Raw genomic sequence first — 17875 nt, forward strand, 5'->3', positions numbered from 1 at the left:
GACTGTCCGGGGCGCAGAAGCGGCGCAGCCGCCGCGGCCCGCACGCGACCTGCAGATGCCGATCACGCCATCCCTGCCCCGGCGGCGGCATAGCCCGCGCTTGCCACCTCAGTCGGCGGCAAGCCGCGACAGTCGCAACGCGCCATCCCCACCTTCGGCCAGCGTGTCGCCCGGATTGCTCAACCGGCAGCGGCGCAGCGACAGACAGCCGCAGCCAATGCAGTCGGTGAGCTGGTCGCGCAAGGCCTGCAGCTCGGCGATACGCGCATCCAGCTGCACACGCCAACGCGCCGACATGCGTGCCCATTCCGCACGCGTGGGCGTGCGCTGGTCCGGCAGCACCGAGAACGCGTCCAGCACCTGCTGCAACGGCACGCCGAGCCGTTGCGCGACGCGGATCACGGCGATGCGTCGCAGCACATCGCGCGCATAGCGGCGCTGGTTTCCTGCCGTGCGCAGGCTTTGGATCAGGCCTTTGCGCTCGTAAAAATGCAATGCCGACACCGCCACGCCACTACGCCTGGCCACTTCGCCCACGGATAACTCACGCTGCATTGCCTTGACCTCAACCTTGGTTGAGGCAGGATGCTGCGCGGCCACGACCGGTGCAAGCCCCATGGTCATGGCTCTACACACTTCAGTTTCTGGATGCTCGATGCCCGCCGATACCGCCCTGCCCGCCAGCTCACCCGGCGACAGCCGATCCAGCTCCATCCTTGCCGCTCCGTACCGCGCCGCAACGCTGGGCATGGTGGCGCTGGTGTCGCTCAATGCCTTCGAATCGCTGGCGGTGGCCGCCGCCATGCCGACCGTCGCGCGCGAATTGAATGGCTTGCCGCTGTACGCGCTGGCGTTCGGCGGCACCCTGGCGACCAGCGTGGTCGGCATGACCGCCGCCGGGCGCTGGAGCGACCGGCGTGGTCCCGGCGGAGCGCTGGCCTACGGCCTGCTGTGCTTCGTGATCGGCCTGCTGGTGGCAGGGCTGGCGCCGAGCATGCCGGTGCTGATTGCCGGCCGCCTGCTGCAGGGCCTGGGGGCTGGCGCGTATTCGGTGGCGCTGTACGTGATCGTCGGGCGCCTGTATCCGGAAGCCTTGCGGCCCGCGTGTTTGCTGCGTTTTCGGCCGGCTGGGTGGTGCCGTCGTTGATCGGGCCGGGCATCAGCGGGCTGATCGTGCAGCACGTGGGCTGGCGCTGGGTGTTCCTGTCGGTGCCGCTGCTGGCGATACCGGCCGGGCTGATGCTGTGGCCGGCGATCCGCGGGCGCACCTGGTCCAGCGACACAGCCGGCGCGTCGGACTCCGCATTGCGCTGGGCGGTGGGTGCGGCCTTGGGCGTGCTCGGCGTGTATCTGGGCGGACAGCTGCACGGCACGAGCGCGTTGCTGGCGATGCTGCCGGCACTGGCGCTCACCGTGTGCTGCGCCTGGCAGCTGTTGCCGGCCGGCACGCTGCGGCTTGCGCGCGGGCTGCCCAGCGTGATCGCGCTGCGCGGGATCGCGGCGGCCGCCTTCTTCGGCTTCGAGGCGTTCCTGCCGTTGCTGCTGTCGCGCGAGCGCGGCCTGTCGCCGCTGCTGGCCGGCGTGGCGCTGAGCGTCGGCGCGCTGGGCTGGTTCAGTGGCTCCTGGTACCAGGGCCATAGCCGCGCCGGCTGGTCGCGCCCACGCCTGCTCAAGACCGGTGCGTGCTTCATGTCGCTGGGCATCGTGATCAGCGCGGGAGCGGTGTGGCCGGTCATCCCGGTGCCAGTGGCAATTGCCGGCTGGGCGCTGACCGGCCTGGGCATGGGCCTGCTGTATCCGAGTCTGTCGGTATTGACGTTGTCGCTGTCGCCGCCAGCGCAGCAAGGCGCCAACAGTTCGGCGCTGCAGTTGAGTGAGGCGATCGCGGTGGCCGGCATGCTGGCGCTGGCCGGCGCCTTGTTCGCCGCGCTGCTGGCCTGGGCGACCGCGGCCGCGTACCTGAGCGTGTTCGCTCTGGCGTGGCTGCTCGCTGTGATGGGCTTTTTCGTGGCGCGGCGGGTGTGATGGGTATGCGGCGTGCGCACGGTGTCGAAGCAAGGGAGCACTGATGGCGGGCGCTGACGCGTCGCGGTCGGTCGACGTGTATCGCTCGCAGCGCATGCAGCACGCGTGCGGTCTGCACGACTTGCATGATCCGCATGCTCAGCACGTTGCGCTGGCATGGCGTACTGCAGGTCAGGACAGCGCAGCGACCAGGGCGCAAGCGACTTTGCCGATCCTGCCGGGATCGCTGCGATCGCGAGGGAGATACCTCGCCCGCGAGCGACTGGTCATTTTTTCGCCACCCATCTTGACAGCGTTGCAGGCTGGGGCCTGCACCCACTTGTCCACAGCCTTGTGCAAATTCCATCCACAGGGGGTGTGGAAAACCCGCGCTGCCCGGCGGGCTACGCGGGGCTTGCGCGCCACTGCAGCGTGTGTCAGGCGGTGCGGAGCGGCAGCTGCGTCAGGCAGCGCGAACCGTGGCGTCCGACGCGGCTAAGCACAAGACGATCCCCACGCATCACCAGACGCCAGGCAATAACGACACACGGCATCGCCACGTCGCAGCGGCGATGCGCAGTCACTGCTGCATCAGTCCACGATCACGTGCGGCACGAAGCGCGAGGTGTCGCGGGTGATCGGGCCATCGTCGTCGCGCATGCCCAGCCCGGCCGGACGATCGGCGACCACCCAACTGCCGACCAGGGCGTGCCGCCCATCGAACACCGGCAACGGATGGTGCGCCTGCAGGATCGACGGCCCTTCCACATACGGGCCGTCGGTGTGCGCAGCGTCGCCCAGTGCGGTGACCAGGGAGATATTGGCACCCTCGCGCGACAGCAGCGGCTTGCGTACCCAGCCTGCCGTCGGCGCTTCGCCGGCTTGCGCAAAGCGCGCCGGCAGCAGATTGGGATGGCCCTGATGCCGCTGCCACAGCAGCGGCAGGATGCCCTTGTTGCTCAGCACCGATTTCCACGCCGGCTCGATCAGGCGCACGCGGTTGGCAATCAATGCCGGGCCGAAGCGCTCTTCCATCATGAATTCCAGCGGATAGAGCTTGAACAGCGTATGGATCACCCGGTCCTGCTCATCGGTGAACCAGCCATCGGCGCTCAGGCCGATGTCCTCGATGGCCACTTCCTCGGTGCTGATGCCCACCTGGTGCGCGCAGTCGCGCAGGTAGCGCACCGTGGCGCGGTCTTCCAGCGAATCGCGCACCGCGGAGAAATGCATCTGCGCACCGAGCGCGCCATCAGCCGCCAACGCGCCCAGCGTCTCGCACAGCAGGTCCTGGATCAGGTTGTACTGATCGGTGCCCTTGGGCAGCGCACCGGCGACGATCTGCTGCTCCAGCCATAGCCACTGGAAATACGCCGATTCGTACAGCGAGGTCGGCGTGTCGTAATTGAGTTCGTACAACTTGGCCGGGCCGTTGCCGGCATAGGCCAGGTCCATGCGGCCGTACAGATGCGGGTCGCGGTTCTTCCACGAGGTGGCGATCCAGTCCCAGTAGAACGGCGGAATCGCCAACTGCGTCATCAGCTGTTCCGAGCCCACCACCTCGTCCACCAACTGCATCGCCATGTCGTGCAGTTCCTGCGTGGGCGCTTCGATGTCGTCCTCGATCTGCTGCAGCGTAAACGCGTAGTACGCGCTTTCGTCCCAGTACCGCTCGCCGTCGATGGTGTGGAAATGGAAGCCGAGCGATTCGGCCTGCTCGCGCCAGTCCGGGCGTTCGGCGATTGCGATCCGTTGCATGTCAGCCGCCGTACCCGGAGCTGCGCCCGCCGCTGCCGAACGAACTGCGCGCCGCCGCACTGGAGCCGAAACCCGAGCGCGACACGGTGATCGCCCGCGACGGCATGTCGATGGCGCCGCTGCGCCCGCGCACGGTGCCGACACGGTTGCTGGCCAGATCGCCATTGGGCTTGTAGTACCCACCGCTGCGGTAATCGCGGTACAGCGGAATCGAGCCGCCATAGCGGTAGCCGCCACCACCGGTCATGTTGCCCAACGCGTAGCCCAGCAGGAACCCGCCCATCGGCGGGATCCAGCTCTGCTGGCCCTGCACCGTCTGCACCGCCGTGCAACTGCCGAACTGCTCGTCGCACTCGTAGCGCGTGTTGAAGCGCGGCGCGGCCTGCTGATGCTTGGTCACCGCCTCGTCGTATGCCTTGAGGCATTGCTGGATGTCGGTCTGTTCCTGCTTGATCTGGTAGCAGTCGGAGGCCGACTGCAGCACCACGCCCGTCTCCGGTTCGGAACCGCAGCCGGTGACGAGGGCGGCCGGCAAGGCGGCCATCAAGGTGAGCTTGAGGTTGCGTGATCGCTTCATGCCTGCGCTCCGTTACGGCGTGATCGCCGCGGCATTGATCAGCCCGACCGCGATCGACACGCCGGCCGAGAAGATGCCGGCGGCGGTGACGTTGTCGGTGATCTGCCGCGAGATGCGCCCGGCCACCAGGTTGGCCAGCAGATACGCCACGATCTGGATGCCGCAGGCGACCGCGCCCCAGATCAGCGCATCGACCAGGCTCACCGAATGGGTGATGGCCGAATGCAGCGGCAATGCCACACCGATCAGGTTGCCGGCCAGGGCGGTGGCCGCCGCCACGTTGCCCTGCCGCAGCAGGGTGAAGTCCTTGTGCGGGGTGACCAGGGTCACCAGCACCACTGCGACGATCAACACGCCCAGGCCGGTGCCGAAGTAGGAAAGAAACGCGAGAAAACTCTGCAGGTTGATCGGGTTCATGACAGGACCAGGGTAAGTGGAGGACGAGCGCGCACGCTCAGGTGATATCCAGATCGGCAACGGTGACATCGATGCCGACCGCATAGGTGACGCAGAATTCATTGGGGCCGGAATCCTCGCCGGTGACCAGCAGGAATTCCTCGCGCTGCAACTCCGGCACATCGCGGCTGTAGAGCATGGCGTAGTGGGTCAGATCGCCATCGCGGCGCGGCGGCTGATAGCGGTACAGCACTTCGTCATAGGCAATCGGCGGGATCCGCGCGGCATCGTCGGTGGACTGGGTGGCGCGTTCCCAGCGCTTGCCCGCGTAGTCGATCTGCGCCGCACCAAGATGCGGATGCTGCATCACGAACTCCTGAAACGCCTGCTTGCTGGGCGGATTGACCGTCTCGCAATACACGAACGCCTTCATCGCCTCCAGATCGCCGCCCACGGTGGTGACCTGCAGGAACGCATCATCGTCCAGGTAGAACCGATGCAGGGAATAGCCATCGCCCAGATTGACGTGGCCGTAGCACGGGATGCCTTGATGGCCGCCCGGCAGCTCGGCGGTCATTGCCTCCGGCGCCATGCGATACAACGTGGTGTCGATCTCCACCTGGCCACCCACGCGCAGCCCCAGCGGCAGCGTGTGGCCGATTGCGCCGGTGCCGGACGTGGGCGCCGCTGGCGGTTGTGGTTGACCGAACAACTTGCTGAAAAAACTCATCGTCATGCACCTTGTGGCGATGGGGAATGGGGAACGGCAGCAGCGCGCAGGGCCTGCCATGCGATGGCATGCACGGGCACGCGCTGCTCGGCCAGGTAGTACAGCATGGCACCGGCCGGCACGGCGGTGTGTGCGGGCGGGTTCAAGCGCAGCGCGCCATCGGGCGCGCGCAGGCCCAGCAGTAGGCCGCCGCGCTGGCTGAAATCGGCGGCCAGCACGCGGTAATCCAGCGTTGGCACATCGGCCGGAACCAGCAGGCCGAACTGGGTTGGGCCATCGTCCACCGACAGCAACTCGGCGGTGATCGCCGCACTGCCCGGGTCCTGCGCAGCGCGGGCCAGGATCTCGGCGGTCATCGGCCGTGTGCATTCGATCGCCGGATAGTGGCAATTGACCAGCCGCGCGGCGCTGCCCGAGTCGAAGTGCGCCACGATGTGCGCACGCGGCGCATGCGCCATCAGCGCGAACACCGCCGCCAGGGTCTGATCGTCGGACGGCGGGTTGACGATCACCCGCGCCGCGCCCGCGATGCCGGCGCGCAGGTACACCTCGGTATGCGTGTACGACTCGGCGGCGATGAAGCGCATGTGGTCGGGCATCGGGTTCTCGGCCACGCCCTCGGCGATCAGCACCACGCCTTCGTCGTCGGTGGCGGTGTGCGAGAGCAACAGCTCCAGCAAACGCGCGGAGGCGGCGCCCTGCCAGCCGATCAGAATGGTGTGCCCGCGCAGATCGGCGTAAGCCATCTTGCCCATGTAGTGGCGCCTCCAGAAAGTGATGAGCACGCCGCTGGTCTTGGCCAGCACCGTGGCGAACAGCGCCACCGCGCCCGGCATCAACACGAACGCGGCGATATAGCGCCCGGCCACCGAGCCCGGCGACAGGTCGCCATAGCCGATGGTGGTGGCGGTGGTCATGTAGTAATACGGAAACGCGTCCAGGCCAACGAGCTTGTGCTCGCCAGCCATCAACAACAACGCCCAACTCACACCCATGTGGGCAAGCAGGGCCAGCGCCACCATGCCCCAGCTGACGCGGCGCACATGGCGCCGCAGTACCCGGATCAAGCGTCCGACGATGATCATGGCGCGTCCTGTGCCGTGGGGTGGATCAGCTGTCGCTGCGCGGAACCTGCTGCACGTCGCGCACCTGGCCGATCAGCGGCGCGCTGCCGCTGGCGCTGTCGTGGCCGAGCTGGGCCGGCTTCTTGAAGCGCGCCAGCACCGCGGCGGCGTTGGACTCGCCTTCCATCAGGCCGGCCGCGGCCAGACGCCGGTTCAGATCGCCATCACCGCTGGACGCTTCCAGCTCTTCGGCCGATTCGATGCGTGCGGAGGTTTCGGCCTGACGCGCCTTGATCCGCTCCAGCGATTCCAGTGCCGAGCCCATCTTGCTGCTGGCGCCGGAATGGCGCGCTGCAATCGCCGCCTGCGCCTTCTGCACCGCGTCGGTGGCCTTGACCGTGTCGATCTGCTGGCGCATGCCGCGCAGCTGGTTCTCGGTCTTCTGGATGGTGGCCTTGAGCGTCACCACCGACTGGTCCAGCGACGTCTTGGACGCCTTGTCGCCGGCATCCTCGCTTTCCAGCGCGGCCAGTTTGGTCGCCACATCGTGGGCCAGCGATTCGTCGCCCTTGGCCAGCGCACCTTCGATATAGCGCGTGTATTCGGCCATCTTGCCGGCGCGCGCGTCGATCTTCTGCTGGGCGAGCTTGCTCTGCGCCATCAGCTTGGTCAGCTCTTCGCGCGAGCGCGTGAGCTGGGCGCCCGCATCGCGCATTTCCTGGTCCAGGATGCGCAGCGCATTGGCGTCGACCGCCTTCTGGCCGGTTTCGTGTGCAGTGCCACGCAGCAGCGTGATCAGCTTTGAAAAGATACTCATGACAACACGCCTTTAGGAAAAGAACGGCTTGAGAGATTCGGCGGCATCCAGAGTATTGGCCGCCAGGGTCTGGATTTCTTCGTCGATCTGGTCCAGCGTGGATGACGCCGACAGTTCGCCGAAGACCACATAGCTATCCTTGCCGTCGACCTGCACCAGGCCCAGGTTGGACAAGGGGTTGAGCGGGTTCAGTCGCAGGCAGGCGTCGTTGAACGCCGCGCGGTCGCTGACCTGGTCGGCGTTGGCCAGCAACGTGGAAACGAACACCTGCGAGCCGGAGGCGGCGACCTGGATCTGCATGTCGCCGTGGTCGGCCAGGGTAAGGTTGATGGCCGGCTCCAGCCCATCGATCAGTTCGACCTCGATCGGCTGGTCGCGGTAGCGCTCGGCCAGCAGGCCGTGCAATTCGACAGTGGTGTACTGCGTCATACGATGTCCTGTCCTTTGGTCATGCAGCGGTGGTGTAGCAACTGCGGCGATGCAGCTGCGCTAATGCGGCAACAGTCGTGCAATGGGCGGACATACTACAGACTGTCCGCGACCGGCAGAAAGGGCCGGAAGTCAGCCGGTCAGGCCAGCTGCAGGCGGTAGTAGACCACCCGTTCAGTTGGCTCGAAGCCGCACGCCGCATGCGTCGCCTGGGCGCCGCTGTCTTCCAGCCGCGCATCGGAGGCCAGCTCCGTGCAACCCTGGTCTCGCCACCCGGCCTGCGTGCTCACGGATACAGCATCCGCTTGCTCCAGTGGCTGGCCGCATCGGCCTCGTAACGCCAGCGCTCGTGCAGGCGGAACCTGGCGCCGTACCAGAACTCGAACGCCTGCGGCACCACCCGGAACCCGCCCCAGCCATCCGGGCGCGGCACCGTGCGGCCTTCGAAGGTGGCTTCCACCTTGGCGATGGCCGCGTCGAACTCCTCGCGTGAGCCCAGCGTCTGCGACTGCAGCGAGGCCCAGGCACCGATCTGGCTCATGCGCGGGCGCGAGGCGAAGTAGGCATCGGCCTCCTCTGCACCGACCAGCTGCACGCCGCCTTCGATGCGCACCTGGATGCCGGCCTCGCGCAGGCTGCGCCACAGGAACAGCAGCGCGGCCTGTGGATGGGTCTGCAGGTCGCGGCCCTTGGCGCTGTCCAGATGGGTGTAGAACACGAACCCGCGCGCATCGAAGGCCTTGAGCAAGACGGTGCGTGCGCTCGGCCGGCCGTCGACGCTGGCGGTGGCCACGGTCATTGCGCTGGCTTCGAGCTCGGCGCCGGCCTGCGCCTCGGCGTACAGCGCGGTAAAGGTGGCAAGGGCTTCTGCGTACAGATCGGTCATGACGGTGCGAGGGCAGCAAGATTGGCGCCTATTGTGGGCGCATCGCGCCTGCTTCGCCTATGCGCGGCGATCGACAGCTCCGCGTTCGCCGCCGGGGACAGCGGCTGGCGCTTGAGAGCATCTAGCGCTCGTACACTTTCCTCGCGTCACCGACGCCCGGCCGCCAGGTACTCGCTACGCGTTACGCGCAGCCGATCCACCAGCTGTCGCCGCGGTCATCCTTCGCGCAGCGTGGGTGTCGCTGCTGCTGCGCGTAGCCAACGGTCACCGCGCAGGAATGGTTTCAGTCCATGCCGATCGGCCCGATGCGCGGGCCCGAATGCTACGATCCCTGCGCATGAACCCCGCTCCCAATCTCGTGATGGTCGGCCCGATGGGCGCCGGAAAAAGCTGCATCGGCCGCCGCCTGGCCGAGCGCTTCGGGCTGGAATTCGTCGATGTGGACCAGGCCATCGTCGAGCAGGTCGGCAGCAGCATCCCGGCCATTTTCGAACAGCACGGCGAAGCGCGGTTCCGGCAGCACGAGGTCCAGACCCTGCAGACGCTGCTGGAGCAGGACAACAAGCTGATTTCCACCGGCGGTGGCGCGGTACTGGATCCGCTCAACCGCCAGCGCATCCGCGAGCGCGGCTTTGTGGTGTACCTGCACGTCAGCGTGCCGGCACAGCTCACCCGGCTGGCACGCGACCGCAACCGGCCGCTGTTGCAACGCGCCGACCGCGAGCAGGTGCTGCACGCGATGGCCGCGCAGCGCACCCCGCTGTACCAGGAGGTCGCCGACCTCAGCCTGGAAACCGATCACTTCTCCCCCGCCGAGGCCACCGCGCAGCTGGTGCTGCGCCTGGCCGCGCAATGGCGCATGTCGAGTACCCCCGCATGACACTTCCCCGTTCTTCGCGCAGCGTCGATGTCGACGGCGCGCAGCCGTACACCATCACCATCGCGCCCGGCCTGCTGGCCGACGGCGCGCGCCTGGCCAGCCATGTGCGCGGCCGCCACGTACTGCTGCTCAGCGACTCGCAGGTGGCCCCGCATTACGCCGCCGGGGTGCGCAATGCGCTGCTGCAGGCGCGCCCGGACCTGCAGCTGGGCGAACTGGTGATCGCCGCCGGCGAAGCCTCCAAGACACTGGACAATTTCGGCGCCGCGATTGCGGCGTTGGCTGAGCTGGGCGCCACCCGCGACGCCTGCGTGTTCGCACTGGGCGGCGGTGTGGTCGGCGATCTGGCCGGGTTCGCGGCGGCCTGCTGGATGCGCGGGGTGGACTGCGTGCAACTGCCCACCAGCCTGCTGGCGATGGTGGATTCCTCGGTCGGCGGCAAGACCGCGGTGGACATCCCGCAGGGCAAGAACCTGGTCGGCGCGTTCCATCCGCCACGCGCCGTGATCGCCGATACCGACACCTTGCATACCCTGCCCGCGCGCGAGCTGCGCGCCGGGCTGGCCGAGGTGATCAAGTACGGCGCCATCCGCGACCCGTTGTTCTTCCAGTGGCTGCATGCCGAACGTCGGGCGTTGCTGGAGGGCGATGCCGACGCCCTGGCGCAGGCGATCGCACGCAGCTGCGAGCACAAGGCTGACATCGTGGCACGCGACCCGCTGGAGAAGGGCGAGCGCGCCCTGCTCAACCTGGGCCACACCTTCGGCCATGCGATCGAGACCGAACAAGGTTACGGCGCGCCCGGCAACGACAACCTCAACCATGGCGAAGCGGTCGCGGTGGGCATGGTGCTGGCGGCGCGGTTGTCGGCGGCATTAGGTATGAGCCAGGCGCAGGACACCGAGGCGCTGCGCGACCTGCTGCACGATTTCGACCTGCCGACCGAGATCCCCGCCGGACTGTCGCCACAGGCCTTGCTGGGGCGCATGCGGCTGGACAAGAAGAACATCGCCGGCCGCCTCCGACTGGTGCTGTGGCGCGGCATCGGCAAGGCCGAGGTAGTGCCTGATGTCGACGAGGCGGCGGTGCTGGAGATCCTGGCGGGCTGAGGGCGGCCGGGCACGTAGGGAACGCTGGATGGCCGCACGCAGCTGTCGTCGACCTCCCGACCCTCAGCTCTTCGTAGGAGCGCCCTCGGGCGCGATGGGGCCTTCCCGATAAATCCCCATCGCGCCCAGGTGCGCTCCTACGCAATGCCTGCCTGCCGATCGCCTGCGCGGGCGAGGCAGAACGTCGTTTGCGCAGGAACCCGCTGGCACGCGCGGCCCTTGCCGACGCGCCCTACTGCGTCCGCAGCGCCTATCCGCCACCACGCCGACAAGCTTTCACCAGCGTGGTGGATAGCCCCCGCTCAACGCGCCGGCCTGCGGACATCCACGAGACCGATTGCCAGCACTGCCCTCTGGACCTTCGCAACCGGAGCAATCCGGCGCGCCCACCGCCTCCCAGCCTTCAGCACGGCCCGGCTACAATCGGCGCTATGCGCATCCACTTGCAACACGATCCTGGCGGCAACGCGCCGCTCCGCTACGTCCAGCTGACCCTGCAACCGGATCTGTTCAGCGGCTGGGAGCTGCTGCGCGAGAGCGGCGAGATCGGTGGACGTTCGCAGTTGCGACGCGATCAATACCTGCTGCAGGACGAAGCGGACCGGGCCTTCGACAAGGCGCGCGACACCCACCTCAAACGCGGCTTCCAACTCATCACCGGCGGCGCCGACGCGCCGCTTTGAGGACATTTCTCCCCATGCTCAAGAACGATCGCCTGCTGCGCGCCCTCAACCGCCAGCCCGTGGACCGCACCCCCGTTTGGCTGATGCGCCAGGCCGGCCGATACCTGCCGGAATACCGCGCCACCCGCGCGCGTGCCGGCAGTTTCCTGGGCATGGCCAAGAACCCCGAGATCGCCTGCGAGGTCACCTTGCAGCCACTGCAACGCTTCCCGCTGGACGCGGCGATCCTGTTCTCCGACATCCTGACCATTCCCGATGCAATGGGCCTGGAGCTGTATTTCGTCGAAGGCGAAGGCCCCAAGTTCCGCCATCCGGTGCGCGACGCCGCCGCGATCCATCGGCTGGGCGTGCCGGACATGGAAACCGAGCTGCGTTACGTGATGGATGCGGTGCGCCTGATCCGCCGTGAGCTCGATGGCGCAGTGCCGCTGATCGGCTTCTCCGGCAGCCCGTGGACGCTGGCCTGCTACATGATCGAAGGCGGCGGCAGCAAGGAATACGCGCGCATCAAGGCCATGGCCTTCAACGCGCCGGACGTGCTGCATCACCTGCTCGGCACCGTCACCGATGCCGTGATCGCCTACCTGTCGGCACAACGCGCGGCCGGCGCGCAGGCGCTACAGGTGTTCGACACCTGGGGCGGCGTGCTGTCGCCGGCGATGTACCGCGAATTCTCGCTGCCCTACCTCACCCGCATCGCGCGCGAGCTGGAACGCGGCGACGGTGCCGAGCGCACCCCGTTGGTGTTGTTCGGCAAGGGCAACGGTGCCTACGTCAGCGAGCTGGCGGCCAGTGGCGCCGAAGCGGTAGGCGTGGACTGGACCATCGCGCTGGCCGACGCCGCCCAGCGTGCGGGCGGCCGCGTCGCGCTGCAGGGCAACCTGGACCCGGCCACCCTGTACGGCTCGCCCGAGGCGATCCGCGCCGAAGTCGGCAAGACCCTGGACAGCTACGCCCAGGGCAACGGCGGCTCGCGCGAAGGCCATGTCTTCAACCTTGGCCACGGCATGTCACCGGATATGAAGCCGGAACATGTGGGCGTGCTGGTGGAAGCGGTACAGACGCTGAGCAAGCGCTAATGCGCCACGCGACCAGCCGCGCGTAATGCGCGGTTGGTCGCCGCTAGATCCGGCATGACGCGCGGTGCGAGGCGATGGTCCATCCCGCGTGATGTGAAGGACTGATCGCAGGACACGCCTTGAATGCCTGGGCCGCAGATGCGCATGTTTTTCTGAGTTCCTGCACATCGGCACGGGGATAATGCGCTGTTCCTCGACAGTGGTCATCATGTCTCAGCCTGTCCTCACCTTGCGCGCCTACGACACCATCAAGCCGCTGCTGTGGCTGGTGTCGCTGGCGATCTTCATGCAGATGCTGGATGCAACCATCGTCAATACGGCATTGCCGTCGATGGCGCGCAGCCTGCACGAAAGCCCGCTGCAAATGCAGTCGGTGGTCTTCAGCTATGCGTTGGCAGTGGCGATGTTCATCCCCGCATCGGGCTGGATTGCCGACCGCTTCGGTACCCGGCGCACCTTCCTGGCGGCGATCATCGTGTTCACGCTGGGCTCGCTGCTATGCGCCGCCGCGCAACAGCTGCCGCAGCTGGTGGCAGCGCGCGTGGTGCAGGGCATCGGTGGGGCGATGCTGCTGCCGGTTGGCCGGCTGGCAGTGCTCAGGACCGTGGCGCGCGCCGACTTCCTGCGCGCGATGAGCTTCATCGCGATTCCTGCATTGATCGGCCCACTCATCGGCCCCACGCTGGGTGGCTACCTGGTGGAAGTCGCCTCGTGGCACTGGGTGTTCCTGATCAACCTGCCGATCGGCGTGCTCGGTTTCATCGCTGCGCTGAAGATCATGCCCGACCACTACGGCGATGCGCGCCAGCGTTTCGATCTGATCGGCTATCTGATGCTGGCGTTCGGCATGGTGGCGCTGTCGCTGGCGTTGGACGGCATCTCCGAGCTCGGCTTGCGCCACGCCTTTGTCATGCTGCTGGCAATCGGCGGCCTCGCTGCACTGGCCGGTTACTGGCTGCATGCGGCCAGTACGCCGGTGGCGTTATTTCCGCTGGCCTTGTTCAAGGTGGCCAGCTATCGCATCGGCATTCTGGGCAATCTGTTCGCGCGGGTGGGCAGCGGCTCGATGCCGTTCCTGATTCCGCTGCTGTTGCAGGTTGGCCTGGGCATGAGCCCGATGAATGCCGGGCTGATGATGGTGCCGGTGGCGTTGGCCGGCATGGCTGCCAAACGTGCCGCGGTGAAGCTGGTCGGTCGCTTCGGCTACCGCCGCGTATTGATGCTCAATACCGTGCTGGTGGGCCTGGCGATGGCCAGCTTCGCTTTGATCGATGCGGGCCAGCCGCTATGGCTGCGGCTGCTGCAGCTGGCCTGCTTTGGCGTGGTGAACTCGCTGCAGTTCACCGTCATGAACACCGTGACCCTGCGCGACCTGGATCGCGAGCAGGCCAGCCCCGGCAACAGCTTGTTGTCGATGGTGATGATGTTGGCCACCGGTTTCGGCGCGGCAGCGGCGGGCAGTCTGCTGGCCGCCTTCAACACGCATCTGGGCGACAGCCACGGCGCCACTGCCGCATTGCATGCGACCTTTTTGTGCGTCGGTGGAATCACCTTGTCCTCGACGCTGATCTTCTGGCAACTGGCCGAGACGCGGCCGCATCCCAGGCAGGTGGAGGAGGTCGCCGAGTAACGCGACCTCTGCGACATCGACCGGCGCAGTGCGCGAGCGCAGGGCAGCGCGCGATGTCAACCGCGGCACACGGTCTAGATTTCATCGTGCGGGCGTTCGCGCTGCAGTGCCTCGGCGATGGTGTCGGCCAGCATGTCGCCGGTCAGCGGCTTGCGCAGGAAACTGTCGAAGCCGGCGTCCTGTGCGGTGGGCTCGGCCTCTTCGTCCGAGCGTGCGGTCACCGCAATCAACGGCATGTCGTAACCGAACACGCGCAGCTGCCGTGCCAGCGCAAAGCCGTCCAACCCTGGAAGATCCAGGTCCAGCAAGGCCAGGTCGAAGGGGTTGTCGGCCGCTTCGGTCAGCGCGGCCAGCCCGTGCGGTGCATGCACCACCGAGTGACCCTGCGAACGCAGCAGGCCGACGATGACCTCGGCGATGGTGGGATCGTCTTCCACCAGCAGAATGCGCTGCGGGGCGACTGCGCCGCCGGTGCGTGCCACCTCGCCGCCGAGCGTGGCGTTGGAGGCGACCCAGCGCAGCGGCAGATCAACCACGAAGCGCGTGCCGGCGCCCAATCGGCTGATCACCTCGATATGCCCGCCCATCGCCATCGCCAGTTCCTGGCAGATGGCCAGGCCCAGACCGCTGCCGCCGTAGCGCGAGGTGGTCTTGGCGCCGTCACCTTGTTCGAAGCGCTGGAACAGCCGCGCTTTCTGATCGGCGTTGATGCCCGGCCCGGTATCGGCCACCTCGAAACGCAGCCCCTGGTACGACCCCAGCGTGGTCAGCTTGAGCCCCACCACCCCGCGCTCGGTGAACTTGATCGCATTGCTGAGCAGGTTGAGCAGGATCTGGCGGATGCGGGTGACATCGCCGCTGGCGGTGATGTCGCCAAGCAGCCCGACTTCCAGGCTGAAACGCAGGCCGCGCTCCTGCGCCAGTGGCGCCATCAAGCCCTCCACCTCGGCCACCAGCTGGCGTACCGAGAAGGGCTCCAGGTCCAGTTCCAGGCGCCCGGATTCGATCCGCGCCAGGTCCAGCGCATCGTTGACCAGGCGCAGCAGATGCGCGCCGGCACGGCGGATCGATTCGGTATAGCTGCGCTGTTTGTGGTCCAGCGAGGTCTTGAGCAACAGCTCGCTCATGCCCAGCACACCGGTCATCGGCGTACGCACCTCATGGCCGAGCGTGGCCAGGAAACGCGTCTTGGCCAACGACGCCTGCTCGGCCAGTTCCTGCTTGTGCACCGCCAGTTGCCAGGCATTCAAGCGCCGCAGGCGGCGGCGATACAACAGCACCGCCGCGGCAACGACGCACAGGGCGAGCACGCCCAGCAGGACCAGCCCCCACGGCGCCAGCCACCACGGCGGCAATACCTGGAAGCGCAGCGTCTGGCTGGCCGACCAGATCCCGTCGGCAGTGCGCCCCTGCACTTCCAGCGTGTAGTGCCCTGCGGGCAGTCGCGAAAACAGCCGTTCGCCACTGGGCCCGACATCGATCCAGTCCGGGTCGTAGCCACTCAGGCGGAAGCGGTAACTGTTGGACTCCGAATCGGCCAGGCTGAGCAGGCGCGCGACGATGTGCAGGTCGCGATCGTCGTCCTGCATCGTCAGCGGCTCTTGCCCGGTGATATCCAGGCCACGCTCCCCGCGCCGCAAGCCCACGCGTTCGATGATCAAGGGTGGCCGGCGTGTGCTGGGGCGCATCGTGGCCGGATCGAACACCACCACGCCGTCGGGCGATGCAGCCACGACCCGCCCGCTGCCGGCCTGCACCAGGGTATTGATCTGCAGCTGCTGGTTGGGGAGCCCGTCGTGCACCCCATACACACGCACCAGTCGGCTGCCGGGATCGATCCGGATCAGGCCGCGCTGACTGGACACCCAGGCCACGCCCCTGGCATCGACCACCAGGCCGTTGGGCGCCACCATCGGAAACTCCTGCTCTTTTCCGACCGTATCCAGGTGCTTGAGCCGCTTTCCGTCCCACAGATACCGCCGGATCTCGCCCGCCAACCCGGTCCAGACCACGCCCCCCTCTCCAAGCCGGAACAGATACGTCGGCAGGGACGGCGTGCCGTCGACGGGGACAAAGCGGTCGGCAGCGGGATCCCAACGGCGTAGACCGGCGTTATTGCTCAGCCATATCTGACCATCGGGGCCAAGCCGTATGTCCAGGATGGTCAATGCCTCCAGTCCATGGCTGCCATGGACGATAGTCCGCAGCAGCTGCCCCTCCTGGTTGCGGATTTGCAGGCCGTATTCCAGCACCGTCACCCACAGCCGGCCCTGCGCGTCCTCCGCCATCCAGCCCGGTCGGTCCGCGGCACCGTCGGGATCGGGCTCGACATCCTCACGCAACTGCCAGCGTTTGACTTGCCGGGTCTGCGGGTCATACCGGATCAGTTTTCCTTCGACGGCGATCCACACCAACCCGCGCCGGCTTTCGAGCATGGAGTCGGGCGGACGAGCGTCGATGGTGGCCAGGTGGGTCTGCAGTTGGCCGGTCACCGTATCGAGATATTCCAGCACGTGCCGTGAGCCGGCCAGCCAGACGCCGCCCGCAGCCGACGGCGCCGTCGCCAGCACGGACGGGTTAGTCAGCGACTGTGGATCGCCGCCGTGGGGGGCCACGACCGCAAAAGTGTCCCAATGCGGCGGCAGGTGCCACAGGCCGCCTTCGAGCGCTGCAAACCACAGCCCGCCCTCCCGATCTTCGTAGGCCGCAATCCAGTTCCGCCGGACCAGGCCGTGCGCCGACAGGCTGTAGACCGGCACGCTGCTGATGTCGGTTCCTGCGGTAGACAGGCCCAGGCCGCCGTCGGTGTCCAGCCAATAGCGCCCGTTGCGATCATGCAGCAGCACCCCCATGACCCGCCGCTTGCTCACCGCTTTCTGCCACGGCTGGGGCCGCGCCTGGCCATTGGCATCCACACCAAACGCATCGCCGACGACATCCGATACCCACAAGGTGTCGCCGTTGCGTTCCATGTACAGCCGATTGACCGCCTGCGTGGTTCCAGGCAGCGGCACCCGCTGAAAGTGCGCGCCGTCCCAGCGAGCCAGCCCGCCATGGGTGCCGATCCACAATGTCCCATCGGGCGCGACCGCGAACCCGATCACGCTGTCGGACGGCAGGCTGGTCGGGTCGCCGGGCACGTTGGAAAATCGCTGCATGCTGCCGTCGGGACGGCGCCGATACAGCCCGTGGGCAGCCGTGCCAAGCCAGACATCGCCGTTTGGCGTGTGGGCCAGCGCCCACACCGTGATTTCGCGCAGCTCCGGAAATTGCGGGCTCTCCAACCGCCTGAACGCGCGTGTCTTGGGCTCCAGAAAACCGGCGCCGCCGTTCTCGAACCCCATCCACACCCGATTGTCACGATCGACGCAGATGGTCCAGATCGCGTTGCTGGTCAGCCCTTCTTCCATCCGCCAGATGCGGTAGTTGCGTCCATCGAATCTGGCCAATCCGTCATCGCTGGCGATCCAGAGATAGCCCTGCTGGTCTTCGGCAAGCTCGCTGACGGTGTCCGAGGGCAGCCCGTCGGCAACCGTGATCTGGCTGGGGACCGGCGTCAGCAGCGCGCGCGAGCTCGCCCATGCAGGCTGCAGCGTGGCGCACAGACACAGCGACGCTGTCGCGATCAACCAATAGGAAAAACACAAAAAAAGGCGCACTGGACAGGTTTCACGACAAGTCGCCGCATAGTGCGGGCCACGCGCGGTGCGAGCAAGCCCGAGCGAGCTTGCCGCGTTGCTCATCCGTTTTCACTCCACGGCCCGAACCGGCGCATGCACCGGGTCTCGATCTGGTTCACCGCTGTTGCATCCGCGCCAAGCAGCCACCGTATG

Annotated in this window: 15 protein-coding genes and 2 pseudogenes; 6 read left to right on the plus strand and 11 right to left on the minus strand. The window is 67.2% G+C overall.

Going from position 1 to position 17875, the window contains the following annotated elements; genetic code table 11:
• Positions 1-108 precede the first annotated feature (108 nt).
• Positions 109-555, minus strand: a complete 447-nt coding sequence (gene soxR, locus LL972_RS14700; RefSeq protein ID WP_228328244.1) for a redox-sensitive transcriptional activator SoxR — start codon at positions 553-555, stop codon at positions 109-111.
• A gap of 100 nt (positions 556-655) precedes the next feature.
• Between soxR and LL972_RS14705 the strand changes: the two are divergent.
• Positions 656-2025, plus strand: a pseudogene (locus LL972_RS14705) (MFS transporter).
• A gap of 570 nt (positions 2026-2595) precedes the next feature.
• Here LL972_RS14705 and LL972_RS14710 read toward each other — a convergent pair.
• From LL972_RS14710 to pdxH, 9 genes and pseudogenes are all read right to left on the minus strand, one after another.
• Positions 2596-3762, minus strand: a complete 1167-nt coding sequence (locus tag LL972_RS14710; RefSeq protein ID WP_228328223.1) for a glutathionylspermidine synthase family protein — start codon at positions 3760-3762, stop codon at positions 2596-2598.
• 1 nt (position 3763) lies between these two features.
• Entirely contained in the window at positions 3764-4339 is a 576-nt protein-coding gene (locus LL972_RS14715; protein WP_228328224.1) for a DUF1190 domain-containing protein, read from the minus strand.
• A 12-nt stretch (positions 4340-4351) separates the two neighbouring features.
• A complete protein-coding gene (locus tag LL972_RS14720) occupies positions 4352-4756 on the minus strand; it encodes a DUF350 domain-containing protein (RefSeq protein ID WP_047126964.1) in 405 nt (134 codons plus the stop codon).
• 37 nt (positions 4757-4793) lie between these two features.
• A complete protein-coding gene (locus LL972_RS14725) occupies positions 4794-5471 on the minus strand; it encodes a YjfK family protein (RefSeq protein WP_006449071.1) in 678 nt (225 codons plus the stop codon).
• Positions 5468-6550: an ion channel gene (locus LL972_RS14730; RefSeq protein WP_228328225.1), complete on the minus strand. Its 1083-nt coding sequence runs from the start codon at positions 6548-6550 to the stop codon at positions 5468-5470. Before LL972_RS14730 ends, LL972_RS14725 begins: the two co-directional genes overlap by 4 nt.
• A gap of 25 nt (positions 6551-6575) precedes the next feature.
• On the minus strand, positions 6576-7346 hold the full coding sequence (locus tag LL972_RS14735) for a PspA/IM30 family protein (RefSeq protein ID WP_104533992.1): 771 nt from the start codon (positions 7344-7346) through the stop codon (positions 6576-6578).
• Between the two features lie 12 nt (positions 7347-7358).
• The gene (locus LL972_RS14740) at positions 7359-7775 is read right to left on the minus strand and encodes a YjfI family protein (protein WP_005995044.1); all 417 of its coding nucleotides are present in this window, start codon (positions 7773-7775) and stop codon (positions 7359-7361) included.
• Positions 7776-7915: 140 nt separating this feature from the next.
• Positions 7916-8053, minus strand: a pseudogene (locus LL972_RS14745) (N-acetyltransferase); the annotation flags it as partial.
• An 8-nt stretch (positions 8054-8061) separates the two neighbouring features.
• A complete protein-coding gene (gene pdxH, locus LL972_RS14750; RefSeq protein WP_228328226.1) occupies positions 8062-8661 on the minus strand; it encodes a pyridoxamine 5'-phosphate oxidase in 600 nt (199 codons plus the stop codon).
• Between the two features lie 337 nt (positions 8662-8998).
• Between pdxH and LL972_RS14755 the strand changes: the two genes are divergently transcribed.
• From LL972_RS14755 to mdtD, 5 genes are all read left to right on the plus strand, one after another.
• Positions 8999-9541 (plus strand): shikimate kinase, encoded by a 543-nt coding sequence (locus LL972_RS14755; RefSeq protein WP_102253688.1) that lies wholly within the window; start codon positions 8999-9001, stop codon positions 9539-9541.
• Complete coding sequence (gene aroB / locus LL972_RS14760) at positions 9538-10650, plus strand: 3-dehydroquinate synthase (protein ID WP_228328227.1); 1113 nt, start codon at positions 9538-9540, stop codon at positions 10648-10650. Before LL972_RS14755 ends, aroB begins: the two co-directional genes overlap by 4 nt.
• Before the next feature lie 431 nt (positions 10651-11081).
• Positions 11082-11333: a WGR domain-containing protein gene (locus LL972_RS14765; protein WP_228328228.1), complete on the plus strand. Its 252-nt coding sequence runs from the start codon at positions 11082-11084 to the stop codon at positions 11331-11333.
• 14 nt (positions 11334-11347) lie between these two features.
• A complete protein-coding gene (gene hemE, locus LL972_RS14770; RefSeq protein ID WP_228328229.1) occupies positions 11348-12412 on the plus strand; it encodes a uroporphyrinogen decarboxylase in 1065 nt (354 codons plus the stop codon).
• Positions 12413-12620: 208 nt separating this feature from the next.
• On the plus strand, positions 12621-14042 hold the full coding sequence (mdtD, locus tag LL972_RS14775) for a multidrug transporter subunit MdtD (protein ID WP_228328230.1): 1422 nt from the start codon (positions 12621-12623) through the stop codon (positions 14040-14042).
• A 74-nt stretch (positions 14043-14116) separates the two neighbouring features.
• Here the strand turns inward: mdtD and LL972_RS14780 are convergent, their stop codons facing one another.
• A complete protein-coding gene (locus tag LL972_RS14780; RefSeq protein WP_266104643.1) occupies positions 14117-17689 on the minus strand; it encodes a two-component regulator propeller domain-containing protein in 3573 nt (1190 codons plus the stop codon).
• Between the last annotated feature and the right edge of the window lie 186 nt (positions 17690-17875).

The sequence above is a fragment of the Xanthomonas campestris pv. asclepiadis genome (assembly GCF_020784175.1).
In the GTDB taxonomy this organism is placed as follows: Bacteria; Pseudomonadota; Gammaproteobacteria; order Xanthomonadales; family Xanthomonadaceae; genus Xanthomonas; species Xanthomonas campestris_D.